We start from the raw sequence: 14865 nt of genomic DNA, 5'->3' as shown, positions 1-14865 counted from the left end.
ATAGCCCCCATCCCTTTGACCCGGTATAAGATGGGGGGCGTGGAGCTGGGTCTCGTGACCGACACCGCGGCCGACCTCTCCCCCAAGGTCCTCCAGGAGGAGGCGGTGGGGACGGTGCCCATCTACGTGCACCTCATGGGCCGCAAGTACAAGGACTGGCAGGAACTCACCCCCGATGCCCTCTACCAGGCCATCCGCGCGGGGGCGGAGCCGGTGACCGAGCCCCCGGCGGTGGAGGACTTCGTTGAGGTCTACGAGCGCCACCTCAAGGTCTACGACCGCCTCCTTTCCATCCATGTTTCCGGGGAGCTTTCCAAGACCGTGGAAAGGGCACGGGAGGCCGCGCTTAAGGTGGCCCCCAACCGCATCCGGGTGGTGGACTCGGGGATGGTCTCCGCCGGGCTTGGGGCCATGGTGCTCCGGGCGGTGGAGATGCTGAAGAAGGGGGCGGACGAGGAGGAGATCGTGCGGGAGATGGAGCGCTTGAAGCGCTCCAGCCTCTACTTCAGCGTGGCCGACCTTTCCCACCTGGCCCGCAACGGCCGCCTGCCCCGCTTTGGCGAGGTGGTGGGCAACCTCCTGGGCCTGCGCCCTATCCTGCGGATTGAGAAGGGGCACATCCGCTTCCTGAAGGTGGCCCGGGAGAACTCCGTCCCGGAGGCCCTGGCCCGGTTAGTACTGGATGAATTCCAAGGACGTACCGCCCGCATCACCATCGCCCACACCGATGCCAGGAGCGAGTGGGTGGACGGATTGAAGCGGGCCCTCGAGGGCGCCCTGCGCCTGGAGCGAGGACGGATCACCCGCTCGGGGGCCACCATCGCCGCCAACGTGGGCCTGGGGGCTTTGGCGGTGCACGCCTACGCCGTAGAATAGCCGTTGGCCCTTTAGGGCCTTGCGGCATGGAGATCCTTCTGGAAAAACTCTACGGCCACCGTCTGGCCCTGCCCCAGGTGGCGGCGGCCCTCCTCTTGGCCCGGGAAGACCTTCCTGCCCTCCTCCTGGTCCCCGAGGACCGCCTGAGGCGCTGGCGGGACCTCTCCGCCTTCGGGGTGCCGGTGTACGCGAACCCGGGCCTCGAGGCCATGGAGGAGAAGGCCCTCTTCCTCCTCAGCTACGAGGAGGCCCTGGCCCCCTTTCCCGAGGACCCCTCTGCCTGGCGCATGGTGCTGGAGGTGGGCCGGGCCTATCCCCGCACGGAGCTTTTGGACCGCCTCCTGCGCCTGGGTTATGCCCGAGACGAGGATTACCGGGTCCTGGGGGAGGTCTTGGAGCTTGGGCCTTTGCGCCTGGAGTTCTTCGGGGAGGAGCTGGAGCGGCTTTTCTGGGAGGGCGAGCCCCGTAGGCGCCATGTCCTCCTGCCCAAGCCGGGCAAGGCGGAGGCGTTTACCTCCCAAAAGGTCCTCCACTTCCCCGGTCCCGTCTACCTGGACACCCCGGCCCTAGCCCCCAGGGAGCTTTTTTCCCTCCTGGCCGGGCGGCCGGTGGTGGCCCTGGGGGCGCACGGGGAGTTTCCCCTCCTGGAGCTTGGGGTGAGGCCCCTCCCTCCCTACCGGGGTAGCCTCAAGGCCCTGGAGAGGGACCTGGCCCGCTGGCTGGCCGAGGGGAAGCGGGTCCACCTCTTCGTGGGCCACGGGCGCACCCTGGAGTACCTGAGGCGCCGCCTGGCCCCCCTGGATCCTTTGGTGCTGGAGCGGTTTCCCGGGCCCAAGGGGAGGCTTGCCCTCCTGCCCGGGGCCTTTGAGGGCGGGGCGGAGTGGGGAGAGCATGTCCTCCTCACCGAGGCCCTGGTCTTCGCCACCGGGGGGGTGCGGGCCAGGCTCCGCTCCGGGGAGGGCCTCTCCGACCCCGGGGCCCTTTCCCCGGGGGACTTCCTCATCCACCCCGACCACGGCATCGGCCAGTTCCTGGGCCTGGAGACCCGGGAGGTCCTGGGGGCCAAGCGGGACTACCTGGTGTTGCGCTACCGGGGGGAGGGGCGGCTCTACCTGCCCGTGGAACAGCTCCCCCTCCTCAAGCGCCACCCGGGCACCACCGATGACCCTCCGGAGCTTTCCTCCCTGGGCAAGGGGGAGTGGCAGCGGCTTAAGGAGAAGGCCAGGAAGGATGTGGAGGAGCTGGCGGCACGGCTTCTCATCCTTCAGGCCAAGCGGAAGGCTACCCCGGGCCGGGCCTTTCCTCCCTTGCCGGAGTGGGATCCCCTTATCGAGAGGGGCTTCCCCTACGAGCTCACCCCGGACCAGAAACAGGCCCTGGAGGAGGTCCTGCGGGACCTCGAGGCTCCTTTCCCCATGGACCGGCTCATCTCCGGGGACGTGGGCTTTGGCAAGACGGAGATTGCCCTCCGGGCTGCCCACCGTGTGGTGGGGCACGGGGCCCAGGTAGCCTTTTTGGTGCCCACCACCCTTTTGGCGGAGCAGCATGGCAAGACCTTCCGGGAGCGGTTTGCCGGGCTTCCCGTGCGCATCGGGGTGCTTTCCCGCTTTACCCCTGAGAGGGAGGAGAAGTCCATCCTGGAGGGATTGGAAAAGGGCACCCTGGACATCGTCATCGGCACCCACCGTCTTCTCCAGCCCGACGTGCGCTTTAAGGATCTCGGGCTTTTGATTGTGGACGAGGAGCACCGCTTCGGGGTGGCGCAGAAGGAGCGGATCCGGGAGCTGAAGGCCGAGGTGGATACCCTTTACCTCTCCGCCACGCCCATCCCCCGCACCCTTTATTCCGCCCTGGTGGGCCTGAAGGACCTATCCAGCATCAAGACCCCACCCCCAGGCCGGAAGCCCATTCGCACCTTCCTGGCTCCCTTTGACCCCCTTTTGGTTCGGGAGGCCATCCTCTTTGAGCTGGAAAGGGGGGGCAAGGTGTTCTACGTGCACGACCGGGTGGCCTCCATCGAGGCGAGAAGGCGCTACCTGGAGAACCTGGTGCCCGAAGCCCGCATCGGGGTGGTCCACGGCCAGATGCCCGAGGGCCTGGTGGAGGAAACCATGCTCCTCTTCGCCGAGGGGGCTTACGATGTCCTTCTGGCCACCACCATCATCGAATCAGGCCTGGACGTGGGCGAGGCCAACACCATCCTCATCGAGCGGGCTGACCGTCTGGGCCTCGCCACCTTGTACCAGCTCCGGGGCCGGGTGGGGCGGCGGGAGCAGGAGGCCTACGCCTACCTCTTCCATCCTCCCAGGCTCACCGAGGCGGCGGAAAAGCGCCTCAACGCCATCGCTGATCTTTCCGACCTGGGAAGCGGCCATCTCCTGGCGGAGAAGGATATGGAGATCCGCGGCGTGGGGAATCTCCTGGGCCCCGAGCAACACGGGCACATCCGGGCTCTATCCCTCGAGGTCTACAGCGAGCTTCTGGAAGAGGCCATTCGCAAGCTCAAGGGGGAGGCCGAGGAGGAGAGAAGGCACGTTACCCTGGACCTGGGGGTTTCCGCCCGGCTTCCTGCGGAGTACGTGCCGAGCCTCGAGGGCCGTAGCCGCTACTACGGCCGTCTGGCCGAGGCCAGGAGCCTGGCGGAGGTTTCCCGCATCGCCAGGGAACTTAAGGACCGGTATGGCCCCCTTCCCGAGGAGGCGGAAAACTTCCTGGCCCTTGCCCGGCTCCGCCTGGTGGCGGAACGGAAAGGGGTGGTCTCCATCACGGAGGACCTTACCCACCTCCAGGTCGTCTTTCCCCGCTGGCCCCTGGATTACGACGCCAAGGCCTTGAGGCAACTTCCCTTCCGGGTGGAGCTTACCCAGTATCCTCCTGGCTTTCGTCTGGAGAAAAAGGGCTTGAAGCCCCGGGACTACCCCGAGGCTTTGCTCCAGGCCCTGTACCTCTTCGCCGATATTTAGGGGTTCGGGATCAAGTTGCAAAGCCCAGTTATAAGCTGGGCTCTCTGCGTAAAAGTGCACTGCACCCGTTTCCTCCCTTACGCTGGGCCTAGCGCGTTGGCGCGAAACCCGTTGCTTCTGATGCGGTTGTAGGCGGGCGCGTTCGGTCGCGCATTTTGCGCTGTTGGCGGACCCCTTTGACAAGCCCGCTGAGCCTGCCGTAAACTTTGACTCAGTATAAGGAGGTGACCATGATCAAGAAGGTAGGCGTGGTGGGCGCGGGAACCATGGGGGGCGGGATTGCCGCCTTGGTGGTAAGCGCCGGGATCCCGGTGGTCCTTTTGGACATCCCGGGCAAGGAGGATCGCAACGAGCTGGCCAAAAGGGGCCTGGAGAGGGCCTTGAAGGCCAAGCCCGCAGCCTTCATGGATCCTGATCTGGCCCGCTATGTGGAAATCGGCAACACCGAGGACCACCTGGAGAAGCTTGCGGACTGCGACTGGGTGGTGGAGGCCATCATCGAGAAACCTGAGCCTAAGCGGGCCCTTTACGAGCGACTGGAGGCCATCCTGAAACCCACGGCCATCATCAGCTCCAACACCAGCGGGATCCCCATGCGGGTGCTTTTGGAAGGGCGATCGGAGGCCTTTCGCCGCCGCTTTTTGGGCACCCACTTCTTCAACCCGCCCCGCTACCTGCACCTCTTGGAGCTGATCCCCACCCCTGAAACCGACCCAGAGGTCTTAAGGGAAATCCGGCGCTTCGGCGAGCGCATCCTGGGCAAGGGCACGGTCCTGGCCAAGGACTCCCCCGGCTTCATCGCCAACCGGCTTGGGGTTTACGGCATGGTGCAGGCGGTGCGCCTTATGGAAAAGCACGGCCTCAGCATCGACGAGGTGGATGCCCTCACGGGGCCCCTTCTGGGCCGACCCAACTCCGCCACCTTCCGCACTGCTGACCTCACGGGGCTGGATGTGTTGAAGCTGGTTACGGAGGAGTTGGCCCAGGCCACCGGGGAGGACTTCGCCCTGCCGGACTGGGTCCTGCGCCTGGTGGAGGAAGGCCGGCTGGGGGAGAAAACGGGTGCGGGGTTTTACAAACGGGTGAACGGGGAGATCTACACCTTGGATTACCGCACCTTGGACTATGCTCCCCGGACCACGCTGGACCTTCCTGAGCTGAAAACTCTCCGGGATTTACCCTTGGCGGAAAGGCTTCCCAAGGTGGTGGAGCTTCCCGGCAAGTACGGGGCCTTCCTTAGGGAGCTTTTTGCCCGCACCGCCCACTACGCCTTGGAGAAGGTTTCCGAGATCGCCTACGACCTGGTTTCCGTGGACCAGGCCCTGGAGTGGGGCTTCGGCTGGGAGGAGGGGCCCTTCAAGAACATGGATGCCCTGGGCCACGGGCGCCTCGAGGCCCTTTTCGCGGAGTACGGCCTTCCCAAGCCCGAGCTTTTGGGCAAGGCCCAGGGGGCCTTCTACCGAAACGGCACCTACCTGGGTTTTGACGGGGCCTACCACCCCTTGCCCAAGCGGGAGGGGGTTATTTCCCTGAAAGCCCTCAAGTCCGAGGGCAAGACCCTGCTGGAGGGAAAGGAGGCGGCCCTGCTGGACCTGGGGGATGGGGTGGCCCTTTTGGAGTTCCGCACCAAGATGAACGCCATCGGGGAAGGTGTGATCCGCATGCTCCAGAAGAGCCTGGAGTATGTGGAGGAAAAGGGCTATGTGGGCCTGGTCATCGGCAACGAGGACCCGAGGGCCTTCTCCGCCGGGGCTAACCTGGCCTTGATCCTCTCCCTGGCCCAGGAAGGGGACTGGGACGAGCTATCCCTGGCGGTGCGGCAGTTCCAGAAGGCTTCCATGTCCTTGCGCTATAGCCCCTTCCCAGTAGTGGTGGCCCCCTTCGGCCTCACCCTGGGGGGCGGGGCGGAGTTCACCTTGCACGCGGACGCCGTCCAGGCCCATGCGGAGCTCTACATGGGCTTGGTGGAGGCCGGGGTGGGGCTTTTGCCCGCTGGGGGTGGCACCAAGGAGATGCTCCTCCGGTTTACCCAGGAGCTCGAGCCCTACGAGGAGGCGGATCCCTTTGAGGCGGTGAAGAGGGCCTTCAACCTCATCGCCATGGCCAAGACCTCAACCAGCGCCCTCGAGGCCCGCAAGATGGGCTTCTTGAGGGACCGGGATCGGATCAGCATGAACCGGGATTTCCTCATCGCTGACGCCAAGCGGCGGGTCCTGGAGCTGGCCCCGGACTACCGCCCGCCCCTTCCTCCTCGGATCCGCGTCCTGGGTAGTGAGGCTTTGGGCAACCTGCGCTATGCGGTTTGGGCCTTCCGGGAGGCAGGGGAGATCACGGACCACGACATGCGAATCGGCCTGGAGATCGCCCAGGTGCTCACGGGTGGAGAAGGCCCGGCGCGGGAGGTTTCCGAGTGGGACCTTTTGGATCTGGAACGGGAGGCTTTCTTGAAGCTCCTCGGCACCCGGAAGACCCAGGAGCGGATCGCCTACACCTTGAAGACGGGCAAGCCCCTTAGGAACTAAAGAGGTGGAACCATGCGGGAAGCGGTAATCGTCAGTGCAGTGCGGAGCCCCGTGGCCCGGGGCAAGAAGGATGGAGCCTTGGCCACCTTGCATCCCGTGGACCTCTCGGCCCAGGTGATGCGGCAGGCGGTGGAGCGGGTGGGCCTGGATCCCAAGGAGCTCGAGGATGTCCTCTGGGGTTGCGCCATGCCCGAGGCAGCCCAGGGGCTGAACATCGCCCGTCTGGCCCTTTTAAGGGCTGGCTTTCCCGTGGAGGTAGCAGGAGCCACCATCAACCGCTTTTGCTCCAGCGGCCTCCAGACCATCGCCATGGCTGCCCAGGCGGTGATGACCGGCATGGCGGATGCGGTGCTGGCGGGTGGGGTGGAGATGATGAGCCGGGTGCCCATGTCGGGCTACCACACCCGCCTCCACCCCGACCTCACCCCTACGGAGTGGACCCCAGAGGGGTACTCCACCTATATCGGCATGGGCTTCACCGCCGAGAGGGTGGCGGAGCGCTTCGGCATTAGCCGGGAGGACCAGGACCGCTGGGCCCTGAGAAGCCACCAAAGGGCGGCCAAGGCTTGGGCCGAGGGTCGGTTTACCGAGGTGGTGCCCATCCGGGTACCCAAGGTGCGCTACCAGGGAACCAAGAAGGTGGTGGAGGAAACCCTTTTTGAAAGGGACGAGACCGTGAGGCCCGACACCTCCCTGGAGGCCTTGGCCAAGCTGCGGCCCGCGTTCAAAAAAGGGGGCACCGTGACGGCGGGGAACGCAAGCCCCTACTCCGATGGGGCGGCGGCGGTGGTGGTCATGAGCCGGGAGAAGGCGGAGGCCCTGGGCCTGAAACCCTTGGCCCGCTTCATCAGCTTCGCCGTGGCCGGGGTAGAGCCGGATGTTATGGGCATAGGCCCCGTCAAGGCGGTGCCTAAGGCCCTGAAGCGGGCAGGCCTCAGCCTGGACCAGATCAGCCTCATCGAGTTCAACGAGGCCTTCGCCGCCCAGGTTCTGGCGGTGATGCGGGCCTTGGAGATGCCTGAGGAAAGGACCAACGTGAACGGTGGGGCCATCGCCCTGGGGCACCCCTTGGGGGCCACGGGGGCCAAGCTCACCGCCCAGCTCATCGCCGAGCTGGGGAAACGGGGCGGGGGGTACGGTCTGGTGACCATGTGCATTGGCGGCGGCATGGGGGCTGCCGGGGTCTTTGAGGTTTACCCAGCCTAGGAGGGAGCCATGACGGAGGAGAAGAAGCTTTGGCAGAGGGGTGGGGGTTGGTTGTTGGAGGCCCCCGAGCGGGTTTACACCCCCGAGGACTTTGACGAGAGCGTCAAGGAGATCGCCCGCACCACCCGCGCCTTCGTGGAAAGGGAGGTGTTGCCCCTTTTGGAGCGTATGGAGCACGGGGAGCTAGAGCTCAACGTGCCCCTCATGCGGAAGGCAGGGGAGCTTGGGCTCCTTGCGATCGACGTGCCCGAGGAGTACGGGGGGCTGGACCTCCCCAAGGTGATCTCCACGGTGGTGGCGGAGGAGCTTTCGGGCACGGGGGGCTTTTCCGTCACCTACGGGGCCCACACCTCCATCGGTACCCTGCCCCTGGTCTACTTCGGCACCGAGGAGCAGAAGCGGAAGTACCTCCCCAAGCTGGCGAGCGGGGAGTGGATCGCCGCCTACTGCCTCACGGAACCGGGATCAGGCTCGGATGCCCTGGCGGCCAAGACCCGGGCTACCCTTTCGGCGGACGGCAGGCACTACATCCTGAACGGGGTCAAGCAGTGGATCTCTAACGCCGGCTTCGCCAACCTCTTCACCGTCTTCGCCAAGGTGGATGGGGAGCACTTCACCGCCTTCTTGGTGGAGCGGGATACTCCTGGGCTCTCCTTCGGCCCCGAGGAGAAGAAGATGGGCATCAAGGCCTCCAGCACCCGCCAGGTGATCCTCGAGGACGTGAAGGTCCCCGTGGAAAACGTCCTGGGGGAGATCGGCAAGGGGCACAAGATCGCCTTCAACGTCCTCAACGTGGGCCGGTACAAGCTGGGAGCGGGGGCGGTGGGCGGGGCGAAGCGGGCCCTGGAGCTTTCCGCCAGGTACGCCAAGGAGCGCCACCAGTTTGGCCGGCCCATCGGGAGCTTCGGCCTGATCCAGCACAAGCTGGGGGAGATGGCGAGCCGCATCTACGCCGCCGAAAGCGCCGTCTACCGCACCGTGGGCCTGATCGACGAGGCCCTTCAGGGCAAGAAGGGGCCTGAAGCGGTGATGGCAGGGATCGAGGAGTATGCGGTGGAGGCCAGCATCATCAAGGTGCTGGGGTCCGAGGTGCTGGACTACGTGGTGGACGAGGGGGTGCAGATCCACGGGGGCTACGGCTACTCCCAGGAGTACCCCATCGAGAGGGCCTACCGCGATGCCCGTATCAACCGCATCTTTGAGGGCACCAACGAGATCAACCGCCTCCTCATCCCCGGGATGCTCTTGAGAAGGGCCCTGAAGGGGCAGCTACCCCTCTTCGAGGCGGCCATGAGGCTACAGAAGGAGCTTCTGGAGCCGAGCTTGGAGGAGCCCCAGGACCTCGAGGCTCACCAGGTGGAGGGACTCAAGAAGCTTGCCCTCATGGTGGCCGGACTTGCGGCCCAGAAGTTCAGAGAGAAAGTGGAGGAGGAGCAGGAGGTCCTGGGAGCGGTGGCGGATATCCTGATCGACGCTTACGCCGCTGAAAGCGCCCTTCTGAGGGCCAGGAGGCTTGGGGGGATTGCCCTTGCCATGGCCCGGCTCTACCTGCTCCAAGCCCTGGACCGGGCTCAGGTACAGGCCCTCTCCGTCCTGCCCCGCTTGGTGGAAGGGGATGAGGCCCGGGTGGTGTACTCCGCAGCCCGGAGGCTCACCAAGCATGAGCCCGTGGACTTGGTGGCCTTGAGGCGGGAGGTGGCGGGGGCGGTCCTCGAGGCGGAGGGCTACCCTATCCCCCGCTGAACCTGGGTGCTTCCCTGCCGGGGCTAGGCCCCGGCAGGGAGGGTTTCGGGTTGCCTCCTCTACCCCGCGGACCTGCGTTGGTTAGGCTACGCCAAGCCAATCCGCCACTTGGGGCCTTCCTTGGTGTCCTCCACGATGATGCCCAGGGACTTGAGCCTTTCCCGGATCAGGTCGCTTTTGGCGTAATCCTTGGCCCGCCGGGCTTCTTCCCTAAGTTCCAGAAGAAGGGCGACTAACCCCTCCAGAAGGGGCCCGGACACCTTTTCCTCCAGCACCCTTTCGGGGAAGAGGCCCAGGATGCCTTCCCCCAGGGTATGGAAGACCTGGGCGGTACGCCTCAGGGAGTCCCTCTTGGCCTCAGGGAGAAGCTTGTTGAGCTCGGGGAGGAAGGTGAAGAAGGCGGCCAGGGCCTCTGGGGTGCTGAGGTCGTCCTCTATGGCCTCCAGGAAATCCTTTTCCAGGGCATCCAAGGCCCTTTCCAGCTCCGGGGTGGTCCCAGGGTGCGCCGCGTTCAGGCGGGTCCGCACCTCACGATAGGCCTGGAGGAGGCGGGCATAGCCTCGCTTGGCTGCCTCGAGGCCCTCCCAGGTGAAGTCCATGGGGCTTCGGTAGTGGGTTTGGAGGAGGTAAAAGCGCAGGGCCATGGGCTCGTGGGCCTTAAGGAGGTCGTGGAGGAGGACCAGGTTCCCCGTGCTCTTGGCCATCTTTTCCCCTTCCAGAAGCACATGGTTGTGGTGCATCCAGTGGCGGGCGAAGCGGTAGCCCGCGGCCTCTGCCTGGGCGATCTCGCACTCGTGGTGGGGAAACTGGAGGTCGATGCCCCCAGCGTGGATGTCAAACCCTTCCCCTAGGTACTTGAGGCTCATGGCGGTGCACTCGATGTGCCAGCCCGGGTACCCTTCTCCCCAGGGGCTCTTCCAGCGCATGATGTGGCCGGGCTCGGCGGCCTTCCAAAGGGCGAAGTCCAGGGGGTCCTCCTTCTCCTCCCGCACCTCCACCCTGGCCCCGGCTCTAAGCTCCTCCAGGCGTTTTCCCGAAAGCTTTCCGTACTCAGGAAAGGCCCGCACCCGGAAGTAGACGCTACCCTTTCGCTCGTAGGCGAAACCCAGCTTTAAGAGCCTTTCCGTGAGCTCGATCTGCTCCGGGATATGACCACTGGCCCTAGGGGCGATGGAAGGTCGGAGCACGTTTAGGGCGGTGATGGCGTCGAAGTAGCTCCAGGTGTACTTCTCCGCCACCTCCATGGGTTCGAGCCTTTCCAGCTTGGCCCGGCGCTCGATTTTGTCCTCCCCCTGGTCGGCGTCGTCGGTGAGGTGGCCTACGTCGGTGATGTTGGAGACGAAGCGTACCCGGTAGCCTTGGTGGAGCAGGTAGCGGCGGAGCACGTCGTAAACAATGGGTCCCCGGGCATGGCCCAGGTGGGGGTCAGAGTATACGGTGGGGCCGCAGACATAGATTCCCACGTGCCCCGGGGTGGTGGGGGTGAAATCCACCTTCCTCCTTTGCAAAGTGTCGTAGATGCGGAGGCCCATATGGGGGATTATAGGCCCATGGCATAATGGCGGGGTATGGGCAGGATCCTGAGGGGCTTGGCAGGGGATGGCCAGCTTAGGGTGGTGGGCGCGGACACGGCCGACGTGGTGGAGGAAGCCCGGCGCCGCCACGGGCTTTCCCTCACCGCCACCGCCGCCTTGGGCCGGGCCATGACCGGGGCGTTGTTGCTGGCCCAGCTCCTCCTGAAAACACCCAAGGAGCGGGTTACTCTGCGCATCGAGGGCACGGGGCCCTTGGGTGGGCTCGTGGCCGAGGCGGATGTGGCTGGAAACGTACGAGGGTACGTGCGTAACCCGAGGGCGGAGGTGCCCTTGCGGGAGGATGGAAAGCTCAATGTGGGGGAACTCATCGGTGCCGGGGTGTTGCGGGTGGACCGGAGCCTCCCGAACGGGGAGGTCTACACCAGCACCGTGCCCCTGGTTTCCGGGGAGATCGCCGAGGATCTCGCCCACTATCTTTGGCAGTCGGAGCAGATTCCCTCTGCCGTTCTCTTAGGGGTGCGGGTCAAGGGGGAAGGGGAGGTGGAGGTGGCGGGGGGTGTGGCCATCCAGGTGATGCCGGATACTCCCGAGGAGGTTCTTTCCCGCCTCGAGGCCAACCTGGCGGGTTTAAGCGGCATCACGCCCCTCTTGCGGGAGGGCTTGGAAGCTGCCTTGGAAAGGCTTCTTGCTGGCCTGGGTTTTGAAAGGACGGATCTCAAGGCCTTGGGTTACCCTTTAAACGAGATCCCCGCCCGCTTCCGCTGCCGCTGTAACCGGGAGAAGGCCCTGGAGGCTCTGGTCTTCTTCACCCCGGAGGAACGGGAGGACATGATCGTGAAGGACGGGGGTGCGGAGGTGGTCTGCCACTGGTGCGGAGAGGTCTACCGCTTCTCCCCCGAGGAGATCCGCTCCTTGGTGGCGGAGGTACGCTGCCCTGACTGCGGCACCCTTTGGCTGTATCCCAAGGCGGACGGCACGCTTTTCCGGATCGAGGGGGATACCTGCCGTTGCGGGCGTAAGGTGGAAATTCCTTCGGAAAAACGAGCCCAGGCCTGATAAGCTTAGGCCATGTTCAAGACCATCCTCCTAGCCTATGACGGTTCGGAGCATGCTAAGCGGGCGGCGAGGATAGCCAAGATGGAAGCCGAGGCCCATGGGGCCAGGCTGGTGGTGGTTCATGTCTATGAGCCTGTCCCCGACTACCTGGGAGAGCCCTTCTTCCAGGAGGCCTTGAAAAGGCGGCTGGAGCGGGCGGAAAAAGTCCTGGCGGAGGCTGTGGGCCTCACGGGAGTGCCCCGGGAGGATGCCCTTCTCCTCGAGGGACGCCCTGCGGAGGCCATCCTGGAAGCCGCCATAGGGGAGCGGGCTGACCTCATCGTCATGGGTACCCGGGGCCTGGGGGCGATTGGCAGCCTTTTCTTGGGAAGCCAAAGCCAGAAGGTGTTGGCAGAGGCCCCTTGCCCCGTGCTCCTGGTGCGCTAACCAGGTGTGCCTTGGGAAGCTTGAGGACGCCAGCGTAGCAGCGAGGCTTCTAGACGGTTGAAGAAGGCGAAAAGAAGAAGAACGAAGGCCACGATGAGGGTGATCAAGGCCAGGCTGAGCTTAGCGTTATACGTGGTTTGGGCAAAGGAAAGAAGGTAGCCAAGGCCTTGGCTGGCAGCCACGAACTCACCCACCACCGCCCCTGTAAAGGCAAAGCCCACCGCTACCTTCAAGGACGAGAGGACCCAGGCGGCGATGGAGGGGAGGTAGACCTCCTTGAGAAGCCAGTATTGGTTTCCCCCTAGGGTTCTAACCCTTTCCACCAGCCTTGGGTCCACCTGCTTCACGCCGCCAAAGACAGCGAAGAAGATAAGGACTGCCACCAGGACTAGACTAAGGGCCACCTTGGAGGCCAGGCCAATGCCCAACCAGATAACGAAGAGGGGGGCGAGGATCACCCGAGGAATGGCATTGAGGAGGAGCATTACAGGTTCCAACACATCTGAAACCAGTGGGCTGAAGGCGGCCAAGAGACCCAGGATCCCACCCAGGAGGATACCGGCTCCTAGACCCAACATGGCCGCGGTGAAGGTGGCTCGTAGATGAGGCCATATCTCTCCTTCTTGGAAGAGCGCCAGGAGGGTGAGGAGGACCTGGTGGGGAGGAGGGGCGTAGAGGGGATTAAGCAGGCCTAGGGCGGCCAAGGCCTCCCACAGGAGCAGGAGGAGAATTAGGCTTAGGGCGCGGCGCATAGGGAAACCTCCTTGAGTTCCTGCCAGAGCCTTTGCAGGTAGGTGCCGAACCGGGGGTCCGCCTTCACCCCTATAGGGTCGCGGGGCCTGGGGAACGGAAGGCGGTACTCCTGGACGATACGGGCCCTTGGGCCTTGGGAGAGCAGGTAGACCCGGTCGGAGAGGCTTAGGGCCTCCTCTAGGTCATGGGTGACCAAAAGCACCGTAATGCCCTCCTCCTCCACCAGGGCCAAGAGATCCTGGGTCACCTGGGTGCGGAGGATGGCGTCCAGGCTGGCGAAGGGTTCGTCCATGAGGAGGAGGCGGGGCTTGAGCACGAGGACTTGGGCCAGGGCCACCCTTTTCCGCTGGCCCCCAGAGAGCTGGTGGGGAAAGCGGTTGCCTAATCCCTCGAGGCCCAGGCGCTCCAGCCAAGCCTCCGCCTCTTTCCAGGCTTGCTCCTTGGGCCAGCCGCGGATCCTTAGGCCCAGGGCCACGTTATCCCGGGCGGTGCGCCAAGGTAGGAGGGCGTCTTCTTGGAATAGAAAGCCGATTTCCTCTTGAGTACACCCTCTTCGGATGGATCCCTTTTGGGGGGTGAGAAGCCCAGCGATGGTTCGGAGTAGGGTACTCTTCCCACTCCCCGAGGGCCCAACTAGGCTTACAAATTCTCCCGCTTCCACCCTCAGGTCCACCCCTTCCAAGACCAAGGTGGACCCGTAGCCTAAGGAGATTCCTTGAACCTCAAGCACTACCCAGCACCTCCAGGTCCAGGAGCCTTTCCACCTTGAAGCCTGGCGGCAAGAGGCCAGCTTCTATCTGGCTTTCCGCCACCCGGCGGGCCGCCTCGAGGTCGATGCGTACCCCGGTGGGGTAGAGATCCTTGCGATAGCGCTCGATGATGGCCTTAAGCCTTACTTCATCCCCGCCAGCGATGAGGGCCTTGGGCAGGGTATCGGCGATGAGCCGGGCCTCCGCTACCCGGATGAAGCGCAAGGCTTTTTCCAAAGCCCTGGCTATGGCCCGCATCTCCTCCAGGCGGGCTTGCCTTTCCTCCCGTCTTATGGCTACCCCCATGAACTCGTAGGGGCCTCCTAGGTAGGCCGTGGCCTGTTTTAGATCCATCAGGTTGACCAGTTCCCGACCCCCTGCCTCCTTAAGAAGGGATAGGGCGGGCTCCTGAATCATGCCGGCCTCCACGTGGCCCGCCTTTAAAGCCTCGTAGAGGTTGGGACCCAAGGTGGCGTAGCGGACCCGCTTGGGATCTACCCCGGCCTTTTTCAGCAGGTATACCAGGAGAACGTGGTCCGCATTTCCCAGGGCGGAAACCCCCACGGTCCGCCCCTCGAGGTCCTTGATCTCCCGGATCTCCGGGGCCTTGGGGCTTGCGGCCAAGGCGAAAAGGGGGAGCCTCCCCGTGGAGGCGAAGCGAAGGATGGGAGCTCCTTGGTGATAGGCCTGTAAGGCAGCATCCAGGCTGGTGGCGGCGTAGTCCACTGCCCGGCCCACCAAAAACTGCAGAGCCTGGCTCCCCCCGCGGGCATAGACCAGTTCCACCTCTAATCCTTCCTCTCGGAAGTAACCCCTTCTGGCGGCCACCTCATAGGGGATGATGCAAAGGAGCTGGGAGCAGAAGGCCAGCTTGATGCGCCTTTGGCCTCGTTGTCCAAGGGTAAGTCCTCCTAGGGCGAGGCCGGAGAGTCCCTTGACCACCTCCCTGCGGTCCACGCAGCAGCTCATATTGAATATGGTGAAATATGAGCTTGTTAATGTCAAGGGTATAAGGCATCGGCCCGTGGGCTAAGCC

General features: G+C 64.6%; 11 protein-coding genes. 7 read left to right on the top strand and 4 right to left on the bottom strand.

The window, feature by feature from the left end:
* Positions 1 to 39 precede the first annotated feature (39 nt).
* The 5 genes from G584_RS0100700 (at position 40) to G584_RS0100680 (ending at position 9310) form a co-directional block, all read left to right on the top strand.
* Positions 40 to 876, top strand: a complete 837-nt coding sequence (locus tag G584_RS0100700) for a DegV family protein (protein WP_018112336.1) — start codon at positions 40 to 42, stop codon at positions 874 to 876.
* A 26-nt stretch (positions 877 to 902) separates the two neighbouring features.
* Positions 903 to 3839, top strand: coding sequence for a transcription-repair coupling factor (gene mfd, locus G584_RS0100695; protein WP_028492898.1), 2937 nt, complete (start codon positions 903 to 905; stop codon positions 3837 to 3839).
* A 230-nt stretch (positions 3840 to 4069) separates the two neighbouring features.
* A complete protein-coding gene (locus tag G584_RS0100690; RefSeq protein ID WP_028492897.1) occupies positions 4070 to 6361 on the top strand; it encodes a 3-hydroxyacyl-CoA dehydrogenase/enoyl-CoA hydratase family protein in 2292 nt (763 codons plus the stop codon).
* A gap of 12 nt (positions 6362 to 6373) precedes the next feature.
* Positions 6374 to 7567: a thiolase family protein gene (locus G584_RS0100685; RefSeq protein ID WP_028492896.1), complete on the top strand. Its 1194-nt coding sequence runs from the start codon at positions 6374 to 6376 to the stop codon at positions 7565 to 7567.
* Between the two features lie 9 nt (positions 7568 to 7576).
* A complete protein-coding gene (locus tag G584_RS0100680; protein ID WP_028492895.1) occupies positions 7577 to 9310 on the top strand; it encodes an acyl-CoA dehydrogenase family protein in 1734 nt (577 codons plus the stop codon).
* Between the two features lie 86 nt (positions 9311 to 9396).
* On the opposite strand, the gene cysS is transcribed toward G584_RS0100680, so the two are convergent.
* On the bottom strand, positions 9397 to 10842 hold the full coding sequence (gene cysS / locus G584_RS0100675; RefSeq protein WP_028492894.1) for a cysteine--tRNA ligase: 1446 nt from the start codon (positions 10840 to 10842) through the stop codon (positions 9397 to 9399).
* Positions 10843 to 10878: 36 nt separating this feature from the next.
* Here cysS and hslO point away from each other — a divergent pair, with 36 nt between their 5' ends.
* Both hslO and G584_RS0100665 read left to right on the top strand, forming a co-directional pair.
* The gene (gene hslO, locus G584_RS0100670; RefSeq protein ID WP_028492893.1) at positions 10879 to 11901 is read left to right on the top strand and encodes an Hsp33 family molecular chaperone HslO; all 1023 of its coding nucleotides are present in this window, start codon (positions 10879 to 10881) and stop codon (positions 11899 to 11901) included.
* A 12-nt stretch (positions 11902 to 11913) separates the two neighbouring features.
* Positions 11914 to 12327 carry a universal stress protein gene (locus G584_RS0100665; protein ID WP_028492892.1) on the top strand — a complete coding sequence of 138 codons (414 nt, stop codon included), beginning with the start codon at positions 11914 to 11916 and terminating at the stop codon, positions 12325 to 12327.
* On the opposite strand, the gene G584_RS0100660 is transcribed toward G584_RS0100665, so the two are convergent.
* Genes G584_RS0100660 through G584_RS0100650 form a run of 3 tightly spaced genes read right to left on the bottom strand, consistent with a single transcriptional unit; the run spans position 12324 to position 14798 of the window.
* Positions 12324 to 13079 (bottom strand): ABC transporter permease, encoded by a 756-nt coding sequence (locus tag G584_RS0100660; RefSeq protein ID WP_028492891.1) that lies wholly within the window; start codon positions 13077 to 13079, stop codon positions 12324 to 12326. The two genes, G584_RS0100665 and G584_RS0100660, sit on opposite strands and share 4 nt — an antisense overlap.
* Positions 13064 to 13810, bottom strand: a complete 747-nt coding sequence (locus tag G584_RS0100655) for an ABC transporter ATP-binding protein (protein ID WP_028492890.1) — start codon at positions 13808 to 13810, stop codon at positions 13064 to 13066. The genes G584_RS0100660 and G584_RS0100655 overlap by 16 nt, the downstream gene beginning before the upstream one ends.
* Positions 13803 to 14798, bottom strand: coding sequence for an ABC transporter substrate-binding protein (locus tag G584_RS0100650; RefSeq protein ID WP_028492889.1), 996 nt, complete (start codon positions 14796 to 14798; stop codon positions 13803 to 13805). The genes G584_RS0100655 and G584_RS0100650 overlap by 8 nt, the downstream gene beginning before the upstream one ends.
* Positions 14799 to 14865: the final 67 nt, after the last annotated feature.

Source organism: Thermus antranikianii DSM 12462, from assembly GCF_000423905.1.
In the GTDB taxonomy this organism is placed as follows: Bacteria; Deinococcota; Deinococci; order Deinococcales; family Thermaceae; genus Thermus; species Thermus antranikianii.
Note: the sequence above shows the minus strand (reverse complement) of the source record. Positions and strands in the feature narration are given on the sequence as shown.